At 45.4% G+C, this 20,034-nt stretch carries 23 protein-coding genes; 12 read left to right on the plus strand and 11 right to left on the minus strand.

What is annotated here, in order from left to right:
* Positions 1 to 130 precede the first annotated feature (130 nt).
* Together JNUCC22_RS02820 and JNUCC22_RS02825 are read left to right on the plus strand one after the other, a co-directional pair.
* A complete protein-coding gene (locus JNUCC22_RS02820; RefSeq protein ID WP_167859916.1) occupies positions 131 to 535 on the plus strand; it encodes a MerR family transcriptional regulator in 405 nt (134 codons plus the stop codon).
* Positions 536 to 758: 223 nt separating this feature from the next.
* Positions 759 to 2,048 carry a Na+/H+ antiporter NhaC family protein gene (locus tag JNUCC22_RS02825; protein WP_032870394.1) on the plus strand — a complete coding sequence of 430 codons (1,290 nt, stop codon included), beginning with the start codon at positions 759 to 761 and terminating at the stop codon, positions 2,046 to 2,048.
* Positions 2,049 to 2,078: 30 nt separating this feature from the next.
* On the opposite strand, the gene JNUCC22_RS02830 is transcribed toward JNUCC22_RS02825, so the two are convergent.
* Complete coding sequence (locus JNUCC22_RS02830; protein WP_038457066.1) at positions 2,079 to 3,461, minus strand: MocR-like pyridoxine biosynthesis transcription factor PdxR; 1,383 nt, start codon at positions 3,459 to 3,461, stop codon at positions 2,079 to 2,081.
* A 117-nt stretch (positions 3,462 to 3,578) separates the two neighbouring features.
* Here JNUCC22_RS02830 and JNUCC22_RS02835 point away from each other — a divergent pair, with 117 nt between their 5' ends.
* Entirely contained in the window at positions 3,579 to 4,199 is a 621-nt protein-coding gene (locus tag JNUCC22_RS02835) for an FMN-binding negative transcriptional regulator (RefSeq protein ID WP_038457067.1), read from the plus strand.
* Positions 4,200 to 4,246: 47 nt separating this feature from the next.
* On the opposite strand, the gene JNUCC22_RS02840 is transcribed toward JNUCC22_RS02835, so the two are convergent.
* Complete coding sequence (locus JNUCC22_RS02840) at positions 4,247 to 4,609, minus strand: hypothetical protein (protein WP_039062688.1); 363 nt, start codon at positions 4,607 to 4,609, stop codon at positions 4,247 to 4,249.
* A 205-nt stretch (positions 4,610 to 4,814) separates the two neighbouring features.
* Between JNUCC22_RS02840 and JNUCC22_RS02845 the strand changes: the two genes are divergently transcribed.
* From JNUCC22_RS02845 to JNUCC22_RS02860, 4 genes are all read left to right on the plus strand, one after another.
* Complete coding sequence (locus tag JNUCC22_RS02845; protein ID WP_039062689.1) at positions 4,815 to 5,423, plus strand: class I SAM-dependent methyltransferase; 609 nt, start codon at positions 4,815 to 4,817, stop codon at positions 5,421 to 5,423.
* On the plus strand, positions 5,395 to 6,081 hold the full coding sequence (locus JNUCC22_RS02850; RefSeq protein WP_039062690.1) for a response regulator transcription factor: 687 nt from the start codon (positions 5,395 to 5,397) through the stop codon (positions 6,079 to 6,081). The genes JNUCC22_RS02845 and JNUCC22_RS02850 overlap by 29 nt, the downstream gene beginning before the upstream one ends.
* Complete coding sequence (locus tag JNUCC22_RS02855; protein WP_216062114.1) at positions 6,078 to 7,151, plus strand: sensor histidine kinase; 1,074 nt, start codon at positions 6,078 to 6,080, stop codon at positions 7,149 to 7,151. The genes JNUCC22_RS02850 and JNUCC22_RS02855 overlap by 4 nt, the downstream gene beginning before the upstream one ends.
* A gap of 115 nt (positions 7,152 to 7,266) precedes the next feature.
* Positions 7,267 to 7,905, plus strand: a complete 639-nt coding sequence (locus JNUCC22_RS02860) for a TVP38/TMEM64 family protein (protein ID WP_223883525.1) — start codon at positions 7,267 to 7,269, stop codon at positions 7,903 to 7,905.
* A 91-nt stretch (positions 7,906 to 7,996) separates the two neighbouring features.
* On the opposite strand, the gene JNUCC22_RS02865 is transcribed toward JNUCC22_RS02860, so the two are convergent.
* On the minus strand, positions 7,997 to 9,187 hold the full coding sequence (locus tag JNUCC22_RS02865) for an MFS transporter (protein WP_039062693.1): 1,191 nt from the start codon (positions 9,185 to 9,187) through the stop codon (positions 7,997 to 7,999).
* A 258-nt stretch (positions 9,188 to 9,445) separates the two neighbouring features.
* Here JNUCC22_RS02865 and JNUCC22_RS02870 point away from each other — a divergent pair, with 258 nt between their 5' ends.
* A complete protein-coding gene (locus tag JNUCC22_RS02870) occupies positions 9,446 to 10,024 on the plus strand; it encodes a TetR/AcrR family transcriptional regulator (RefSeq protein ID WP_021495037.1) in 579 nt (192 codons plus the stop codon).
* Positions 10,025 to 10,101: 77 nt separating this feature from the next.
* Here the strand turns inward: JNUCC22_RS02870 and JNUCC22_RS02875 are convergent, their stop codons facing one another.
* A complete protein-coding gene (locus tag JNUCC22_RS02875; protein ID WP_072588836.1) occupies positions 10,102 to 10,986 on the minus strand; it encodes a DMT family transporter in 885 nt (294 codons plus the stop codon).
* A gap of 126 nt (positions 10,987 to 11,112) precedes the next feature.
* Here JNUCC22_RS02875 and JNUCC22_RS02880 point away from each other — a divergent pair, with 126 nt between their 5' ends.
* Entirely contained in the window at positions 11,113 to 12,501 is a 1,389-nt protein-coding gene (locus JNUCC22_RS02880; RefSeq protein WP_072588837.1) for a MocR-like pyridoxine biosynthesis transcription factor PdxR, read from the plus strand.
* A gap of 65 nt (positions 12,502 to 12,566) precedes the next feature.
* Here JNUCC22_RS02880 and JNUCC22_RS02885 read toward each other — a convergent pair whose 3' ends face one another.
* The 7 genes from JNUCC22_RS02885 to JNUCC22_RS02915 form a co-directional block, all read right to left on the minus strand.
* Complete coding sequence (locus JNUCC22_RS02885) at positions 12,567 to 12,866, minus strand: spore coat protein (RefSeq protein ID WP_025284323.1); 300 nt, start codon at positions 12,864 to 12,866, stop codon at positions 12,567 to 12,569.
* Between the two features lie 15 nt (positions 12,867 to 12,881).
* Positions 12,882 to 13,079 (minus strand): hypothetical protein, encoded by a 198-nt coding sequence (locus JNUCC22_RS02890; protein WP_025284324.1) that lies wholly within the window; start codon positions 13,077 to 13,079, stop codon positions 12,882 to 12,884.
* Positions 13,080 to 13,097: 18 nt separating this feature from the next.
* Entirely contained in the window at positions 13,098 to 14,234 is a 1,137-nt protein-coding gene (locus JNUCC22_RS02895) for a zinc-dependent alcohol dehydrogenase (protein WP_069006886.1), read from the minus strand.
* Between the two features lie 18 nt (positions 14,235 to 14,252).
* Positions 14,253 to 14,621 (minus strand): spore coat protein, encoded by a 369-nt coding sequence (locus JNUCC22_RS02900; RefSeq protein ID WP_015416918.1) that lies wholly within the window; start codon positions 14,619 to 14,621, stop codon positions 14,253 to 14,255.
* Positions 14,622 to 14,638: 17 nt separating this feature from the next.
* Positions 14,639 to 14,884 (minus strand): hypothetical protein, encoded by a 246-nt coding sequence (locus tag JNUCC22_RS02905; protein WP_007409324.1) that lies wholly within the window; start codon positions 14,882 to 14,884, stop codon positions 14,639 to 14,641.
* A gap of 132 nt (positions 14,885 to 15,016) precedes the next feature.
* Positions 15,017 to 16,231 (minus strand): MFS transporter, encoded by a 1,215-nt coding sequence (locus JNUCC22_RS02910; protein ID WP_072588838.1) that lies wholly within the window; start codon positions 16,229 to 16,231, stop codon positions 15,017 to 15,019.
* The gene (locus JNUCC22_RS02915) at positions 16,228 to 17,265 is read right to left on the minus strand and encodes an ROK family protein (RefSeq protein ID WP_025284327.1); all 1,038 of its coding nucleotides are present in this window, start codon (positions 17,263 to 17,265) and stop codon (positions 16,228 to 16,230) included. Before JNUCC22_RS02915 ends, JNUCC22_RS02910 begins: the two co-directional genes overlap by 4 nt.
* Positions 17,266 to 17,411: 146 nt before the next feature.
* On the opposite strand from JNUCC22_RS02915, the gene JNUCC22_RS02920 reads away from it, so the two are divergent.
* From JNUCC22_RS02920 to JNUCC22_RS02930, 3 genes are all read left to right on the plus strand, one after another.
* A complete protein-coding gene (locus JNUCC22_RS02920; RefSeq protein WP_050594964.1) occupies positions 17,412 to 17,948 on the plus strand; it encodes a sugar O-acetyltransferase in 537 nt (178 codons plus the stop codon).
* A 210-nt stretch (positions 17,949 to 18,158) separates the two neighbouring features.
* The gene (locus JNUCC22_RS02925; RefSeq protein ID WP_216062316.1) at positions 18,159 to 19,319 is read left to right on the plus strand and encodes a sensor histidine kinase; all 1,161 of its coding nucleotides are present in this window, start codon (positions 18,159 to 18,161) and stop codon (positions 19,317 to 19,319) included.
* Positions 19,312 to 19,947: a two-component system response regulator YdfI gene (locus JNUCC22_RS02930; RefSeq protein WP_042634889.1), complete on the plus strand. Its 636-nt coding sequence runs from the start codon at positions 19,312 to 19,314 to the stop codon at positions 19,945 to 19,947. The genes JNUCC22_RS02925 and JNUCC22_RS02930 overlap by 8 nt, the downstream gene beginning before the upstream one ends.
* Positions 19,948 to 20,034: the final 87 nt, after the last annotated feature.

Genomic DNA, 20,034 nt, shown 5'->3' on the forward strand with positions numbered 1-20,034 from the left:
GAATCCTCTGTTCGGTTTTACTTTAAATGTTAAAGCGGACTTTAAGTCAAGGAGTTTGGTTTATTTTTTTATGAAATGATATTCTATAATGGCACGCTTATGAAAGGTATGAAGGACGGGTGGTAAGAATATGAAGATTGCGCAGGCTGCAAAGCAGGTTGAGTTATCAGCCGCAACGCTTAGGTATTATGAAAGTATAGGACTGATTCCTCCGGTGAAACGCGATGAAAGCGGCATCCGCGATTATGAAAAAGATGATGTGAATTGGATTCAATTTATAAAATGCATGAGAAGTGCCGGGCTGTCAATTGAGGCGCTGATTGAATATACCGCTTTATTTATTGAAGGAGCCGATCATACGATCGAACCCCGAAAAAACATCCTTATAAATGAAAGGAAAAGGCTGACGGAGAAACAGAGGGAAATTGATGAAACCATAAAACGATTAAACAGGAAGATTGAGGATTACGAAGATATCCTTGAAAATGAAGCGAAACTTAAAAACAGATTGAAAGCTGAATGTATTTCTGAATGAAGAGAAGGTGTCCCGGGCGCCAGGCCGCATGAAATGTACCAAGGGAAACGAGCCTTGGTTTTTTTATTTTCTAAAGAGTGGAAACAAAACAGCTTTTTCTATCTTATCAATCATTACTTATCCTTTTTTCAGCTTGACTTTTTTACTGCAGACTTTTAAAGTGTGAAATGTTGCTTAGACTGTGATTAGCGACTTTAATGCTGAAAAGAGGTGGTTTACCCAGATGAACAATAAAAAGAACCCTTGGGCGTTATTGCCTTTAGTCTTATTCGTAGGGCTTTTTGTCGGCTCTGGTCTGGTGACCGGAGATTTTTATAAATTGCCGATCTTGATTGCCGCGATCATTGCGTCAGCTTTTGCGCTGTTATTTAACCGGAAGAAATCGCTCAATCAAAAAATAGAATGGTTCGCTTCCGGTGCGGGACATCCTGATATTATCATTATGGTAATGATTTTTATATTGGCAGGTGCCTTTGCTTCGGCGGCTGAAGCGATGGGAGCGGTGCATTCAACTGTCAATCTTGCTTTGAGCGTTATTCCGCAGCAGTTTTTGCTGCCGGGGCTGTTTATCATTGCTTGTTTTATTTCTATATCGATGGGAACATCAATGGGCACGATTGCGGCGGTTGCGCCGATCAGCGCGGGTCTGAGCGGGGAGCTTGGAATCTCCGGCGCGATTACGATGGCGGCTGTGGTCGGCGGAGCTATGTTCGGAGATAATCTTTCTTTTATTTCCGATACGACCATCGCGTCAGTCCGGACGCAAAAAACACAAATGAGGGATAAATTCAAAACGAACTTTCTGATTGTTTTGCCCGCTGCCATTGTGACTGTTATTATCTTATTTTTTATTCCGGCAGGCCACGCCGTCCATACGGGAACTGCATCTTACAGCTGGATTAAGGTGCTTCCTTATATCGCCGTGTTGGTTTTTGCGTTAATCGGTATTAATGTGATGGCTGTCATATTCGGCGGATTGGTTTTGACGGGAATCATCGGATTGGCGGGCGGCAGCCTGACGTTAGATTCTTATTTTAAGGCGATTACGGATGGAATTGCCGGAATGAGCGATCTAATCATCCTGTCCATGCTGATCGGCGGGATGGTCGGCGTGATGAAACAAAACGGCGGGATCGACTTTTTACTGGAGTTCATCACGAAACGAATCCGTTCGAAAAAAGGCGCCGAAGCCGGCATTGCCGGACTGGTCAGCGTGACGAATCTGGCTGCGGCCAATAATACGATCTCCATTATCGCAGCCGGGCCGATTGCAAAGAATATCGCTGATAAATTCAACATCGACAACAGAAAATCGGCAAGTATTCTGGATATCTTTTCGTGCATGATTCAAGGATTGATTCCTTACGGCGCGCAGCTGTTATCAGCCGGGAAATTCGGGAATATTTCACCAGTCAGCATCCTGCCATACTCTTTCTATCCCGTTTTAATCGGAATCTGCGGCATCGCCGCCATCATATTTGGACTGCCGAAATTCACAAGAAATACGAAATAAAAAAAGGCGCCGTTCGGCGTCTTTTTTCTTTCATGACAGCCAAGCATTTCTCAAAAGCTGTACGCCATGTGTGATCTGATCCGTATCGAGATGGGCGAAACCCAGCTTTATGATCGGCGGTTCGGGTTTTTCGGCAACGAAATAAACGGCGGTAGGATATACCTTCACTCCGTACTGAAAAGCGCGTTCGATTAATGTTTCTTCTGTATAGTTCAGGTGAACTCTCATCAATATATACAAACCCGACTGGTCGCCGATGATCGTCACATGACCGCCGAACTGCTGCTTTACATGTGAAATCAAGTGCTGCATTTTTCGCCTGTAAACAATGCGCATGCGCTTAATATGGCGGGTCCATTCACCGGCCTTCATCAATTCAGCCATGGTCAGCTGGTTAAGCGAAGAAGCGGTGCTTTCGAAATGAATAAACCGTTCTTTATACCGGTGCAAAAGGCGCTGCGGCAAAACCATATAGCTTATGCGGATGCCCGGAAGAAAGGATTTTGAGAAATTCCCTAAATAAATCACCCGGTCTGATTGAATGGAAGCAAGAGCGGGAAACGGCTGCTGTGTATAACGGAATTCACTGTCATAATCATCCTCAAGAATATAACCCTCTCTATGATTCACCCAATTGATCAGAGTTTGGCGCTGCTGAATGGACATGCTTACGCCGTAAGGGCTGTGATGGGATGGGGTCACATAGATTAATTTTTCTTTCATTGCATGTAATTGAGAAAAATCAGCTCCGTTTTCATAGACAGGCATCGTTTTCAGAGATAGCCCGTGAAATTGAAAAGCCGCTCTGGCACCGTCAAATCCCGGGTCTTCAACGATCATTCCCGAAAAATCCTCTTTCAGAATCCGGCTGAGATATATCAGCATCTGCTGCGTGCTGCTGCCGATGATAATGGAATCCGCATCTGTTTTCACTCCGCGGGATTCCAAGAGATAAGCGGCAATTTGTTCACGCAGGTCTCTCTCGCCGAACGGTTCACCGTACAGGAAGCTTTTCTCTGATGTCAAAACTTGATTGTATAATTTTCTCCATGTTTTCAGAGGAAAATGCTTTTGATCGACGGCTCCGGCGCGAAAATCAATCAGGACGGGCTGAGTTGATTCGGTTTTCTCAGCGTAAACAACATCGTTTTCTTTTTGAAATATAGAAGGTTCTACTTCATTTACAAAATAACCTTTGCGTGTTTCTCCGCGAATGTATCCCTCCGCTAAAAGAAGATCATAAGCCATCAGCGTTGTATTACGGCTTACCCGCAGGGAATCTGCCAGCTCCCGAATCGAAGGCAGCCGCTCATCTGCCTGAATATTTCCCTGCTCAATCAATGTTTTAAATTGCTCGTAAATTTGTTTGTATTTCGGGGTGTCGCTTTCGAAAGCGAAAATCATATTTTTCATCAGATGTCCTCCTCTGACATGTGTATTTATTCCTAACTGTACCTTTTTAAATGTCAGGTGATATCTTATTATAGCGGAAAGCGCTTTATCAATCCATGTTCGAGAGGAGAGTTTTGTATGTATATTCCGGCTCCATTTCAGCTGAGTGAAGCTCAAGCGTGCGATGTCATCAAAGAGTATGGTTTCGCAGCATTGTTTTCAACGGCGGAAGGCATGCCGTATGCAACCCACCTGCCATTGATGATGAGTAAGGATAACGAATGCTTATACGGTCATTTTGCATTGCCGAACCCCCAATGGAAAGAGATTGATGGCCAAAACGTGTTAGCCGTTTTTCAAGGGCCTCATTGTTATATCTCGCCTAAATGGTATGAGACGAATCAGGCTGTTCCCACATGGAATTATGTGGCGGTTCATGTTTACGGAGAGGCGGAGCTTTTGGATGAGGAAGAAACCGTGCAGTCGATGAGTGATCTCGTATTGAAATACGAAAGCCCCGACAGCCCGTACAAATTAGAGGATGTCGATGCGAAATTGCTGGCAGGCATGAACAAAGGGGTAAAAGGCTTTAAAATCAAAATCAGCAAAATAGAGGGGAAAGCAAAGCTGAGTCAAAATCATTCAGCTGCAAGACAAGGGCTGGTCGTACAACAGCTCAAACAGATTCCTCATACAAACGAACAGCTCATTTCCGGCTTGATGGAAGAAAACATCAAACGGATCACTGCGAACAACTGACAAGCATGTTAAAAACATACCGGCAGCATGCGGTATGTTTTTTCAGGTTATGAAGCTTTTCTCAGGATGAATAACGACTCAAACAGCACATAAATCAACGGCGCCATTAAAATGAAGAAAGAATGAAAAATAGCATACGGTATGAGTAAGTAAACGATAAGTTTCAATAGAATGGTAGACGGTTTATTGAATGTCCAGCGGTTCTTCAAGATATCAGTCATACAAGCTAAAACAAGGCCGACCGTCAAATATCCGGCTGCTATGTAAAGATAAATAAAAAGGTAAAACGGGTAAGAAGACAACGGCGGTGTGTCTTCCTGTGTCATTTTTAAACCCACATAAAAGACCAATAAAAAGCAAACGGACGAAACGAGAGCTGACAAAAGGTGTTTATATAAATACTTCTTCATGTGTTCACCTGCCTATGGCGCAATTATTTCTTAACATATTATGACATGGTTTTACCGCTGCTGAAAGAATCGGCAGCTGAAAAAGACGGCAAATCCCGCCGTCTTTTTTATATCTTAAGATTTCTTAAGAACTTTCACCGCTTTTTCTTCAGGTTTTGAATGTAGAGTGTGTTTTATAAATTCAAAACAAATGGAGAGATTAAAGTTGAAACGTCTGTTATTTTTATTTCAATATATTATGAATCCCAGATCTGTCGGCGCCGTTCTGCCCAGCTCGCGTTTTCTTGCTGAGAAGATGATGGGAAAAATTGATTTTCATAAAGCTGAATACATTGTTGAATACGGGCCGGGTACGGGAGTATTTACAAAAAAGCTGCTTGAAAAACGGCAGCCCGGGACGATGATCTTATTGATAGAACAAAATGAGGAATTTTATGCTTTGCTGCAAGAAAAATATAAAGAGGAACAGAACCTATTTATTGTACATGGATCGGCTGAACATATTGAGAGTCATATGAAGGAGCATGGAATTCCTTATGCCGACTATGTCGTCTCCGGACTTCCTTTTGCAAGCCTGCCGAAAAAAGTGTCTGCTGATATTTTGACGGATACGGCTAAAATCTTAAAAGATAACGGAGAATTCATTACGTTCCAATATACTCAATATAAGAAGGCATTGATTGAGCAATTCTTTCCGAAAACAGAAGTAAGGAGAGAATTCAGGAATATTCCGCCGGCTTATGTTTTCAGCTGTTCATTGCCGCAAAAAAAGAGGGAGGATTCATATGGGGACAACCATTCTAATCGTAGATGATGACAAAGATATCCGAAACCTGATCTCTGTCTATTTAGAAAATGAAGGAATAGACACACAGAAGGCGGAAGATGCTGCTGAAGCATTAAAATTATTGGAGCAAAAGGAGTTTGACCTGATCATTTTGGATATTATGATGCCCAATATGGATGGGATTGAAGCATGCATGAAGATCAGACAGGAACGAAATCTGCCCATCATCATGCTTTCCGCCAAATCGGAGGATATGGATAAAATTCAAGGACTGGCCTCCGGCGCAGATGATTATTTAACGAAACCGTTTAACCCATTGGAATTGATCGCCAGAGTGAAATCGCAGCTGAGAAGGTATAAAAAATACAATACAGATACGATCAGCACGGCGAACGTCATTGAAATCGGTGATTTGACCGTTAATACGGATACAAGGCAGGTGTGGGTGCGGGGGAAAGAAGTCAGGCTCACTCCGAAAGAGTTTGATATTCTGGAGCTGCTTTCGAGAAACAAAGGAATTGTCATGAGTGTTGAAAAAATATATGAGGCGGTATGGAAGGAAGACTTTTTTAAGTCGGACAATACGGTGATGGTCCACATCACAAAGATCAGAGACAAGATAGAAGAGGATTCTAAACATCCGATTTATATCAAAACGGTATGGGGAACGGGATATAAAATATGAGGAAGTTTGGAAATAAGCTGATTGTCAGGCTTCTGATCGCGATCGCAATTAGTTATCTTGTTGCATTTGGTGTGTTGATTCTTGTTATTTTATCTATCTCATATCTGTACAAAATAAATTATTTAACAGATGTGAGCCAAGGAAACGCTAATTTTAGGATACTGATTCAATTTACTGCAGCTATTTTGACCTTTATTGCGGTTTTTTTGTTATTGGTGCGGAAAAAAATATTATATTTGAAACACATTACGGAGAGTGTTCACCATATTGCCAATGGAAATTTAGGCTTGACCATCAGGACTGAAAGCAGGGATGAATTGACACAGCTTGCACAACATATCAATTATATGTCCGAAGAATTAGAGAATAAATTTGAACATGAAAGACAATTAGAACGAGTGAAAAGTGAGCTGATCTCAAGTGTATCTCACGATTTAAGGACCCCGTTAACATCAATTATCGGATATTTGGATCTGCTTAAAAAAGAACAATACAACAGTAAAGCCCAATTTCAGGAGTACCTTGAAACGATTTATTCAAAATCGCAAAGGCTGAAATATTTAATAGATGAACTGTTTGAATATACACATTTATCGAGTCCGGATGTTACTTTGAACCGCAGCAAAACAGACTTGTCTGCCCTATTGGAACAAATCACCGGAGAGTACATTCCCATGTTTGAAAAGGAACAATTAACTGTCCGAAAATCAATTACGGAAGAGCATGTTCCCGTCTGTATTGATATAGAAAAGATGGTTCGCGTTTATGATAATCTTTTTATGAATGCGCTGAAGTACAGCATCAAACCATCTGAATTGTTCATAAACCTTGAGCTGAAAGATGAAAAAGCAATTTTGCAAGTGTCAAACAAGGCCGAACATCTCCCTGCTGACGATATCAATCAATTGTTTGAACGGTTTTTCAGAGGGGATAAGGCCAGAACGGGTCATCAGGGCACCGGGCTCGGACTTGCCATTTCAAAGAGAATTGTTGAGCTTCACAGCGGCCGTATCCATGCGGATTACAGCGGCGGCTGGCTTCGTTTTACTGTTGAACACCCGATTGACTAGAGCTTGCGGGACAAACGTTCCGTAAGCTTTTTTTAGAATAACTTAAGAATCCTTAAGGATTTTACCGGCTGTTTCTTCATTTTCTTTGCTTATGATGTGATGGGAAGCGAGGAGAGTGGAGAAATTGAAAAATAAAATGATTTTATTATGTATATGGTTTTTAGGCGTTTATTGTTTGAAGGAACTGGACTTGCTGTCATTTGATATGAATGATGTAACGGACTTTATATCAGGGCATGCGGAATACGCGATGCTGCTGTTTTTGGCTTTGTGGGTCGTCAGGCTTCTCTTTTTTATTCCCGGCATGACGCTGATGTTTTTGGGCGGAATCTGCTTTGATCCGATGGTCAGCATTTTATTATCAATGGCCGGCCTGTTTATAAGCGAAACATTGGTTTATCTGTTTTCAAGAAAATTCGCCAACGAAAAAACGACTCAATTACTGGAAGATAAATACCCTGACTTGAAGGAGTTATTGGAAGCGTACAATTATAAGTTTTTGGCAGTGGGGATGCTTTGTCCGGCAGCTCCTACGGATGTGATTTGTTTTTTATCCGCTGCAGTCGGGTTAAAGTATTCTGCATACATGTTAACTGTATTGATTTCAAATATTCCTATCATCGTATTGACCAGCTTTGTCGTTATCAATTTCAGTGAGTCAATGACAGGTATTGTGTTAGTAATCGTTTCGTTTCTATTGATTACGATCTTAACGGTGAGAATATGGAATCGTATGAAGCAAAATTACTCATGAAACAGGGGTTTTTTGTTCTGAAGGATGTAAAGAAGAATACATCAAAAAAAGCTGTCAGCTTGGTCCTGACGGCTTATTTTTGGTGAATGGCTTATTTCTCCGTGGTGAAATAAAGCAATGCGATGACCGGAAAAGCGATTCCAATCCATAATGTGATACTCCACCCGCCTGAGGCGTATGCCCATCCTCCGATTGATGATCCTATAGCACCGCCCAGAAAGAAGATGGCCATAAATAATCCGTTTAATCGGCTGCGAAATTCAGGTGCCAACGAAAAAATGGCACGCTGACTGAGTACGAGATTGGCAGATACACCCATATCCAACAGGATAGCTGCGGCCACCAGAACTGCTATGCCGACGTGGGAGCTGCTTTGAATCATGAGCGGGAGTAATAAAGAAACGATGACAGCACCGAGAGCGATTCCGGTGGCAAGCCGGGTCAGGCCGCGATCAGCCAGACGGCCGCCTATCGGTGCAGCCGCTGCACCTGCAATGCCCGCTAATGCATACAGCGCGATTGCCTTTTGAGAAAAATGAAAAGCAGGACCGGACAATAATAAAGGTACAGTCGTCCAGAACAAGCTGAAAGCTCCAAATACAAACGCATGATAAATGGCACGGCGGCGTAAGACCGGAGTCGTGCGCAGCAGCTTCCACATTGAACCGAGTAAGATGGTGTAGCTTGTGGTTGCTGTTGGTTTTCTGGCAGGAAGCACTTTTGATAAGACGATTGCCAGGACAACACTTAACGCGGCGGATAAAGCAAATATGGCATTCCACCCCCATATATCAGCGACCAGACTGGATATCGGACGGGAAAGCATAATACCGAGCAGCAGGCCGCTCATCACATTGCCGACAACCCGGCCGCGTGCGGCGTCCGGTGCAAGGTATGATGCGAACGGAACTAGCACTTGGGCTGCAATTGATCCCAGTCCGATGAAAAACGCAGCGGCTAAAAACAGTGTTCCATGCTTCGCAAATGCTGTCAGTGTCAAAGCGGCTGCGCTTAGAAGGAGCGATACAACGACAAGTTTTTTGTTTTCGATAATGTCTCCCAAAGGGACGAGAAACAGTAAGCCGGCAACGTATCCGATTTGAGTCAGTGTGACAATCAATCCTGCGCTGCTTGGAGAAAGCCCGATTGCCGCACTAATGAATCCTGCCAAGGGCTGTGCATAATAAAGATTAGCGACAATGATACCGCATGCCGTTGCGAGAAGAAGGGTTAAACCAGGTGAAATTCCCTGATCTGCTGTTTGTTTGTTTTCTTTAGCCATATGAATGAACTCCTTTTTAAGTGGTTTTTATGATGCTTTGATAAATGATTTGCTGATTCATCTCCTTACGCAGAGGCTTTGGGAGTCTGCATTTCATCAAGACTTCCCTCAAGTTATTTTATAAACTAAACGTTTAGTTTTATTATAAGCAAATAATATACTAAACGTTCAGTTTTGTAAATAGGTTTCTGTTTTCTTTTTTTATACAGGTTAAGTATACTGAACGTATCGTTTATAATTCGGGAAGGAATGATTCATGTGCAGAGTAAACGAGGACGGCCGCGCGATGAAGGAACACATAAGGCGATTCTTTCTGCAGCCTATGATCTATTGTTGGAAAATGGCTTTGACGCGGTGACAGTCGATAAAATTGCTGAGCGTGCCAAAGTAAGTAAGGCAACGATTTATAAATGGTGGTCAAACAAGGCTGCCGTTATCATGGACAGCTTTCTTTCGACCGCTACGGACAGACTGCCTGTGCCAGATACAGGATCAACAGTGCAAGATATATTGACCCACGCCACGAATTTAGCAAGATTTTTGACGAGCCGGGAAGGAACCGTTATTAAGGAATTAATCGGTGCGGGGCAGCTGGATGCAAAATTGGCGGAAGAATATCGCACTCGATTTTTCCAGCCCCGCCGCCTCCAAGCGAAAGGCCTTCTGGAAAAGGGAATTCAAAAAGGTGAATTAAGAGAGAATCTTGATATTGACGTAAGCATCGATCTCATTTACGGACCGATTTTCTATCGTCTGCTTATTACAGGTGATGAGGTGAATGATTCCTATGTGCATGATCTGGTGATGAGTGCGTTTAAGGGAGTTCAGCCTGCCTGAAAAATAGCCGGATCATGTGAAAGAGATACAGACTTCTGCTGCCTATGGGCGGAACATAATGAAAAGGCCGAACAAGTTCATTGTTCGGCCTTTTCTGATTGATTTGCGAACTGCCGGGCGGCCGCCACGCAAGCGATAACGCCGACATTCACCGCCGCAAGTTCCCATCCTGCTTTTTCATGGAGAATCATGGCGGCCAGTAACAGTCCGAAGAAAGGCTGCAGAAGCTGCAGCTGCCCGATCGCGGCGATGCCTCCCTGGGCGAGTCCGCGATACCAGAATACGAAGCCGATCAGCATGCTGAATATTGAGACATATGCAAGACTGAGCAGTGCGGGCGCGCCGATGTTTGACCATGAGTCCGGCATGAAGCAGAAAGACAGGATGAACATAAGGGGAAGCGATAAAACGAGTGCCCAAGAGATCACCTGCCAGTTGCCAAGCCGCCGGGAGAGGCGGGCGCCTTCGGCATAACCGAGACCGCACACGATAATCGAAGCGATCATGTACGTATCACCGAGCGGAGAGGATTCTCCTCCTTGCAGCAGAGCATATCCGGCTACGAGGATGCTGCCGGCAGCCGAGAAAATCCAAAAGACCGGCCTGGGCCGTTCGCCTCCTCGCAGTACGCCGAAGATCGCCGTCGCAAGCGGGAGAAGCCCGATGTAGACAATGGCATGAGCGGATGTGACATGCTGAAGCGCTAAGGCTGTAAGCAGCGGGAAACCGATCACGACGCCGAGCGCTACTGTTATTAGTGAAATGATGTCGCTTTTGGCAGGGCGTTTCTCCTGAAAAATGAGGAGCAGAGCGCCTGCCAATATACCGGCTATCGCGGCGCGGCATACGGTGAGAAATACCGGGTCAAAGTCCGCTACAGCCAAGCGGGTCGCCGGAAGCGAGCCGCTGAAAATGAGCACGCCGATAAATCCGTTAATCCAGCCGTTTGCGGCTTTATTCATTCCAATCACTCCAATATATATTTCTAAACCCATTTTCAAAGTTTATAATGACTATAAACTGAAATTGGCCTTATACAAATGGCCAGTTTTTATAAAAAGAAGAATGCCAGTTTGGAGGGAGCAAAAATGGATATCACGCCATTTTTAAATAGAGATCTGGATATTCCGCTTTATCAGCAGCTTTATCGGCATTTTAAGGAAAATATGCATCAGGGCCGTCTTCCTAAAGGACTGAAGCTTCCTTCAAAAAGGCTTTTGTCAAGTCAGCTTTCCGTCAGTCAGACGACTGTAGAGCGGGCCTATGAACAGCTTGCCGCCGAAGGCTATATTGTCAGTAAGCCGAGAAGCGGATGGTTTGCCGATTATGACTCGGACGCCGTCTATGTGAAAAAGCCGGGCGCTTCGCCTGTTCAAACAAAGGCGAAGGAAGACCGCCAATGGATTGATTTTCACTACGGCACTGTGGATGCCGCTCATTTTCCGTTTTCGGCATGGCGCAAAAGCATGGTTGCAAGCTTAGATCAATACGGGCATGAGCTGTATCGGCCCGGGGATGATTTGGGCGAGCTTGAATTGAGAACGCTCATTTCGGAGTACTTATATCAGTCGCGCGGCGTGAATTGCCGTCCTGAACAAGTGATAGTCGGCGCCGGGAACCCTGCTCTTTTGCAAATGCTGTGCAAAATATTTGAATCAAATCTATCCATCGGATATGAAGATCCGGGTTATCCGAGAGCGAGGGAGATTTTTAAAGCCAATCACATGAAGATCATTCCGATACCCGTCGATGATGAAGGAGTCTGTATCCGGAAGCTGAATGAAGAGCGGCCGCGTCTTGTATATGTCACGCCTTCTCATCAATTTACGTTAGGAACGATTATGCCGGTAAACAGAAGGATTCAGCTGCTGAAATGGGCGAAGGAACATCAATCGTTCATTATAGAAGATGATTATGACGGTGAATTCCGATACACCGGCCAGCCGATCCCATCATTGCAGGGGCTTGATCAGCATCACCGTGTCATTTATATGGGAACGTTTTCCCAATCTCTGCTTCCTTCGCTGCGCATCAGCTATATGATTCTTCCTTTGCCGCTTATTGAAAAAGGCAGGGAAATCGCTTCTTTATATAAACAGACCGTCTCCTGCCACAGTCAGCTGACGCTGGCTCAATTTATCAAAAGCGGAGAGTGGCAGAAACATATTAACAGAATGAGAAAGCTGTACCGGAAAAAAAGAGCGGTATTATTAGAGGCCGTGCGGCGCGAGCTGGGACAATACGTCAGGATTCGCGGAGAAAATTCCGGGCTGCGGATTTTACTTGACGTTCATCTGCCTTTCAGCGAAAAAGAGCTGATTGAAAAGGCGGAGGAACAAGGCGTCAAAATCTATCCCGTGTCTCTTACCTATCAAAAACAGGTCCCTGAAAAAACAGTTTCCCTCGGATTCGCGGGGGTTTCTGAAACCGATATACAAGAAGGCATAAAAAAACTGAGAGCCGCCTGGGCGCTGTAAAAGGCAGCTCACAGTTTGAAATACTGAAGCTTGAGTCAGGGATGCAGTCTCAGCAGCAAAACGATTTATAGGACGGGCAGGCGGAGCGCCGTATCAATATTTTGCAAATTGAGCCGGACTTGTTCATTTGTGTTCCACGGGTGATACCAGCCTTTTTCCATCATATAGCGTGAGATTTGCTCATGCATGTCGATGGCTTCTTCTAAGTGACGGGTGAGGATCGCTTTCACTTCAGGCGTTCCGGCTTCCGTCGCCGCCATCGCATAGTTTCTGACACCGCTTTTTGCCGAATTCAATAAATCCATTGCGACAATTTGGTCTGTCAGTGCATTCATTCCCGTCAAGTATTCAATAATCGGATTCATTCGTCATTCATCTCCTCATTCATGCTGTGCATCAGATAAAATTGAGGCAAATTCCTGCAATTGCCTTGTTGATGTATCCGCATCCTGCTGCATGATTTCTTTCAGCTGCGGATCGGATACGAGCGCTTTCATGGTTTTAGATTTCGTCAGACAAAGTGACTTAAAAGAAGCCATCTCCTGAATTTCGAGTAATTCATGTAAGGCGCGGGCCATTTCTGTAGCCTCCGTTCTTTAAGGTTTGAGTACAACTTTTATGCAATCATCTGTTTTCGTGTCAAACATCTCATAGCCGTGCTTCGCTTCACTAAGCGGAATGACATGGCTTACAACATCGCCCGGATCAATTTTGCCGGTTGACACCAATTCAAACATATACGGCATATAGTGGATGACGGGAGCTTGTCCTGATCGGATATTGACGTTTCGCTGCATGATATCGCCAAGGGGAAACCCGTTGTATCTGCCGCCGTACACGCCCGTAATCTGGATCGTTCCGCCTTTTCGCACCGCTTGGGATGCGATGACCAATGCGCTCATCGCCCCGCCCTGAAGTTTTAATCCGCTGGCGAGGAACTCAAGGTCTGTCATTTTCCCGTCCATGCCGACGGCGTCAATGACAACGTCGGCGCCGCCTTTGGTGATTTCCTTCAGGTAGCTGCCCGTATTTTCGTGGTCTTCGAAGTTCACGATTTCCACTTTATTCGTCCGTTTCGCATGCTGGAGACGGTAGTTGACATAGTCTACGGCTATTACGCGTTTCGCTCCCTTTAACCAGCAGAATTTTTGAGCGAAAAGGCCCACGGGCCCGCAGCCGAGAACGATAACTGTATCGCCTTCTTTTACGCCGGCATTGTCAACGCTCCAAAAGCCGGTTGTCATCGCATCGGAAATAACACTCAGTTTCTCATCCGGTTCTTCGCATGTTTCGGGAACTTTAAAATGAGTAAAGTTCGCAAATGGAACGCGCAAATACTCCGCCTGGCCTCCCGGATAGCCGCCGGCATTTCCTGAATAGCCGAAATAAGCGCCTATATCGCCGTTCTCATTTGATTGATCACATTGGCTTTCCAGGTGATTTTTACAATAAACGCATTCTCCGCAGGCGATATTAAAAGGAATAATGACGCGGTCGCCTTTTTTGACTTTCGTCACGCCGGGACCGGTTTCTTCCACGATGCCCATCGGTTCATGCCCGATGATGTAGTCTTCCTGCAAGTTCGGGATGAGTCCGTGGATTAAATGTAAATCTGATCCGCAAATTGCCGTACTTGTGACTTTTATAATCATGTCATCGTGGTTTTCAATCTTCGGATCAGGCACGTCTTTCACAACGACGTTTTTCACTCCTTGATACGTTACGGCCTTCATGCTGTAATACCTCCAGTGTTAGTGTTCATCAGGTGTGCGGTCAAACATCCCTTTTCTGTTCGTTTCAACGGGAAACAGATTCATATTTCCGACCATGAGGGTATTTTTCGCAGAGAGCTGATCCAATTTATACTGTTCGCTCAGATCATGCGGGTGAAACCACTTTTTGCTGACCATCAAGTCTGTTATCTCCTGATGCATCGTGATTCCCTGCATGAGCTGTTTGCGAAGCAAAGCTCTTACATCAGGTGAAGCGGTTTCTGTTAAAGCAACGGCGGTATTTCTGACGCCTTCTTTGGCGCGTATGAGAAAATCCATTGCGAATGTCATGTCCGCAAGTTCAGGGACATGTAATGAATTGATCGGATCTAAATGGTCATGATTCAATGATGCTTACCTTCCTTTCAATTGATGATCGAAGTCGGCCGGTTTTGAGGAACGGGAGCCTGAAACGTTGCCCGTTCATAAACCGCCTGCAGATCAGCCAGGTCTTGAGAGGCTTGCTGAACGTCTTTTTCCATTAACGTTTTCAGATCCTGATCAAACACAAGCCCTTGCATGAGCTTGGATTTCGCGACACAAAGTGTCTTGAAGTTAATGATTTCATGTAAGTCCAGCGACTCGTGAGCCGCTAATTCACGCTTTTCCATAATCGTCTGAAACCTCCCTTTATAAAAATACGTAATTAATTTCCCCTGAGAAAAGAGGTCTAGTCTTACAAATTTTGTTTATCAGATAAAGCGGAGAGTCAAAAAAGAGGAAGCACAATCGCTTCCTCTTGTTCACATGGAATGGCTGTTGGTGTCATGAACGTTTTTCTGATGCGCGGGCGGTTTTGCCGCGCGGGAGACGAGACCGCTGAGCACGATGCCGATCAGTACGATGATCAGTGCTTTAACAAGGCCGAATTCTTCACCGAGCAGTCCGAGAACGGGAGGGCCGACTAAGAAGGCGCAGTAGCCGACGAAGGAGATTGCTCCGACCCGCTTAACTGCTCCTTTTGGGTCATCGCCGGCTGCGGAAAGGCCGACCGGGAAGCCGAGGGAGGCGCCGATTCCCCAAAGAAAGACGCCGATTACGGCTGCTGTGAGGTTTCCGCTGAAAATCACAAGGGAAAGTCCGATGACACTGATGGCGGTGCAGAGACGAAGAACGGGCACGCGTCCGTACCGGTCCAAAAATGCCCCGCCAAAGATGCGGGCGATCAGCATAGCGGTGAGGAAGACGCCGTAAACCGCCGTGCCTTGTGCGTGCGTCACGTGAAAACCATCCGTCATGGTGAGCGGAAGCCAGTCATTGGCCGACCCTTCTGCGAAAGCCATTCCGAGCACGATGAGTCCGATCAGCAGTGTGCGCGGCTCTGTCCAGACGTTTACCGGCTTTTCGCTTGAGACGTCCTGCCGCCTAGAGACGGCATCTTCTTTTCCGGTGTCCTCCGGCAGAAACCGGAAGAAAGTAAAAATCAGGATAAACTCAATTCCGGCAATGAGCAGCAGGTGAACGAGAACGGGAACCTTGAATAAAATAGCGAGAGAGGCGAGTCCCGCGCCTAGCAATGTGCCGGCGCTGAATGATGCGTGCAATGCGGGCATCATGGTTTTCCCGGCGGCGCGTTCAAGGGCGGAACCATCTACATTAAGGGCCACTTCCGCAAGTCCGTAGCCGAGCCCGAAGATGATCAGTCCGGCAAATACGATGCTTTTGAAAGCGGCAAAAACACCTGCGCTGATGACGAATATCCCGATAATGACAATCAGAACGCTGATCAAAGCAACGAATCTGGTGCCTTTCCGCGAGATGATCCGGCTGGCGCTTAACAGGCCGATCAATGAGCCGCATGCAAGCCCGAAAATAATCAACCCCATCATTGACGTCGAGGCTTTCAGCGTTTCTCTGACTTCAGGCGTGCGGGAAATCCAGGATGAGAAAGCAAGTCCGGGCAGCGAAAAAATAATAAAAAGGGAAAGTTTCCATTTTTGAATGCCCTGTTTACTCATGAAATCAGTTCCCTCTCTGCCAAATGAAGCGGAAAACGCAGAGATTTTAAGGTGATGGCAATCAATCCTTTTTGATAATAGGGCTGGATGTCATCTATGAGAATCAGCTCGGGCATGTGTTCTTTCGGGACAAAAGCGGAGCATGCTTCATAAACCTGTTCCATATCCAACCCTTTTGATAATTCTCCGATAAACGCAATGGCCTGCGGATTGATGATTGAAATCATGGCGCTTGTCATCTTAACAGCCAGTTCCGGAAAAGAATCCGGTGAATAGAGCTTTTCAAGCTGCTGCTTGCGTGTCGATTCAAATGGAATATAAGAAATTTCTCCGGCGAATTGTGTATTGCCTTTGACTAAGCGCCCGTCTATAACGAAGCGCGCTCCCGGAGGATTGTCTTTGACAAATGCGGCCATGGCGATGGTTTTCGGGACGGTATATTGCTGATCGCGATAAAATCCGTACAAAGCGTAATGCATCTCGTTTTCTACATTGACTTTGACAGAATATCTGGCTTCAAGTCTTTCCTGCATCGGGATATCACACAGCTCCTCAGTGTCACAAATGCCGATCACCCCGTGGCTGACCACACCCTGAACCCCCATGCCGATCGCCTTTATATTGGGAAACCGCCTTATCCATTCGTCAGTAAGCCGTTCGATGACGTCATAATTGATGACATCATAAAAGCAGCTGTCTTTTTCAACATAGTCACCGTGCCAATCTGCCAGCGCGACGTCAATCGAATGGACGCCGCCTTCTGTTTTAACGGATATGCCGAGTACCAAATGACTGTCCGCATTTAACGTAAACTGCCTTGCTTTTCTTCCGCCTGTTGAGGCGCTCGGTTCCATTTCCATGACTTCGCCGCGTTCTTTTAATTCATGTAAAATGTTTCCGCACGTGGCGGCGCTGAGCCCTGTTTGTTGAGAGAGAAAGGAAATGGTGGCCGCATCCGTTTTCAGCAGCGCTTCAATGATGGTTTCTTCATTCGTTTTTTTTACAATGGATGTATTATTAATGGTATTCGCCATGATTCCGCACTCCTTTATTAATCACTTTTTAAAAGACTTATTAAAAGTAGTTTAAAATATACTTCCCGAATCAGTCAAGACGGTTTAAAATTGTTTTCAAACGGAGAATAAATAGAATATCCTTGCTGAGAATGGAGGCTCGACACATGAGTTCTGATAACAAAATCTATTATGAACGCGGAACGGAAGAGCTGAGGAAGAAAAACATCCGGGCGCATAGGCTTGTCCGGGAATTAAACGACGCCGATCCGGAAGCGTTTGAAACAAAAGAAGCGATCATCAGAGAACTGTTCGGGACGGCGGGAGAGAAACCGAGCATTGAGCATAACTTTCATTGTGATATCGGAACCAATATTCATGTCGGCGATCATTTTTATGCCGGCTATAATTGCACCATTTTAGACATGGCTGACGTGCGGATAGGCGATAACTGTATGATAGGGCCGAATGTCGGGATCTATACAGCCGGGCATTCTCTGCAGCCGGAAGGAAGAAATAAAAGCGGTTACGGCATTCCGATTACGATCGGCAGCAATGTATGGATCGGAGGAAGCTGTGTCATTTTAGCAGGCGTCACCATCGGCGAAAACTCCGTCATTGCGGCCGGTACAGTCGTTACGAAAGACGTCCCGCCAAATTCCGTCATGGCCGGAAACCCGGGAAAGGTCATAAAAAAGATATGAACAAAAGCAGCTTGCGAACAAACCCGCAGGCTGTTTTTTCTTTCGCCCGTCATGCAGGAAAGAAGGGGAAGGTGAGAAGCAGGCACTTATGGTATGATGACAAATAGAATAAAACCTCGTGAGGCCGGTCGGCTAAAAGGAAGTGGACAGAGATTGTTTGGTACAAAACATCAAGAAGACTATGTCTCCCGTGACAGACGTTCATTGCATATGCTTGCGCTTCGGGTGCCCGGTCTGGCGTTTATTTTTATGGTATATGCCGCATCAGTCTCTTTGCAGTACATTTATGAAAGCTGGACGGTTTTTTTGCTGCTGTTATTCACAATATTGATCGTCATTTTTACCGTGCTGCACTGGCATTCCCATCGCTGGGTGAAGAAAAAAACGTTTTTTTATTTCATCATACAGGGATTTATCATATATACATCGGCTAACTTGATGACCGGCGGCTATATCGCGGTTGTCGTCGGTCTCTATGCCTTTTTAATCGGGCAGATTATCGGAATGGCGGATAAGGGAAAAACGCTGCTCATACTCTATCTTTTCATTTTAATGTCCATAACAGCCCTGCACCAGGAGCATCCGCATCATCTGCTACGTTTCATCGTTATCGCCGCTCCCATCATGATCGTGATTATCACGTATGCGGCCACATTTTTCGCGCAAGTTGATGAAAAAATAAAAACACAGATGACGCTTGAAAAATTAGAGCTCGCTCACCGGCAAGTGAAACAGCTGACGCTTCAGAATGAAAGGCAGCGGATGGCGAGAGACTTGCACGATACGCTTGCTCAAGGATTGGTCAGCTTGCATATGCAGCTTGAAGCGGTGCATGTTCATCTTTCAAAGGGTAACACTGACAGAGCGAAAGACATCATCAGCCAGTCAATGGACAGAGTGAAGGGCACATTGGCTGATGCGCGCTCGGCCATTGACAACCTTCGCAGCACATCAGAAAAGATCGGGTTCTTAAAAGAAAGCATCACTGAACAAATCAACCATTTTACAGAAGCCTCCGGGCTGTCTTGTTTTTTAGATTACAGCGTGCATCATGTGCTTGACGTTCATACGGCGGAGAATTGCCATTACATGATCGGAGAAGGCCTGACAAACGCCGCCAAGCATGCAGAAGCAAAGAAAGTCTGGGTATCCGTTCAGGAAGAAGAGGGACAGATCCGCATAACCGTCAAAGATGACGGGAAAGGCTTTGATGCCGGAACAGAAATGAGAAAAAGCGGACATTACGGGCTGCTTGGGATACAAGAACGCGTCAATATGATGAACGGCACTTGCCGTATAACAAGCGCCAAATCAGCGGGAACTCAAATTGAGATCATCATACCAATTCAAGGAGAGGCGGAACATGTATAAAGTGTTAATAGCAGATGACCATCTTGTCGTCAGAGAAGGTCTGAAGCTTTTGATAGAAACAAATGACCATTACACCATAACGGGAGAGGCGGAAAACGGGAAAACCGCCGTCCGCCTCGCAGAGGAACTAAAGCCCGATGTCATTCTCATGGATCTGTACATGCCGGAAATGAGCGGGCTGGAAGCCATTAAACAGATAAAAGAGCATTCTGATGTGCCGATCATTATTTTGACGACCTATAATGAAGATCATCTGATGATAGAAGGCATTGAATCAGGCGCGAACGGTTATCTGCTGAAAGACACAAGCTCAGAAACCTTATTTCATACGATGGATGCGGCGGTCAGGGGAGAAGTGCTTCTGCAGCCGGACATCTTGCGGCGTTTCCGGGAACTGAAAATGGAACGGGCAAATGCCAATGAAACACAGCTGACGGACAAGGAAATCATAGTTCTGCAAGCCGTTGCGCAAGGACATAAAAGCAAAGCGATCGCCTTCGATTTAGGAATCTCAGAGCGGACGGTAAAAGCGAGATTAACATCGATTTATAACAAATTAGGCGCTGATTCGCGGACGGAAGCCGTCACCATTGCCATGCAAAAAGGCATTCTGAAACTGAATATATAATGAAAAACTGCCCAAACGTACATGCCCCTATGTACGTTTTTTTTATGTGAATGTGAACTACAATTAGGCAGAAAGTAATGATTGGAG

Source organism: Bacillus sp. JNUCC-22 (assembly GCF_018861275.1).
Taxonomy (GTDB): Bacteria; Bacillota; Bacilli; order Bacillales; family Bacillaceae; genus Bacillus; species Bacillus velezensis.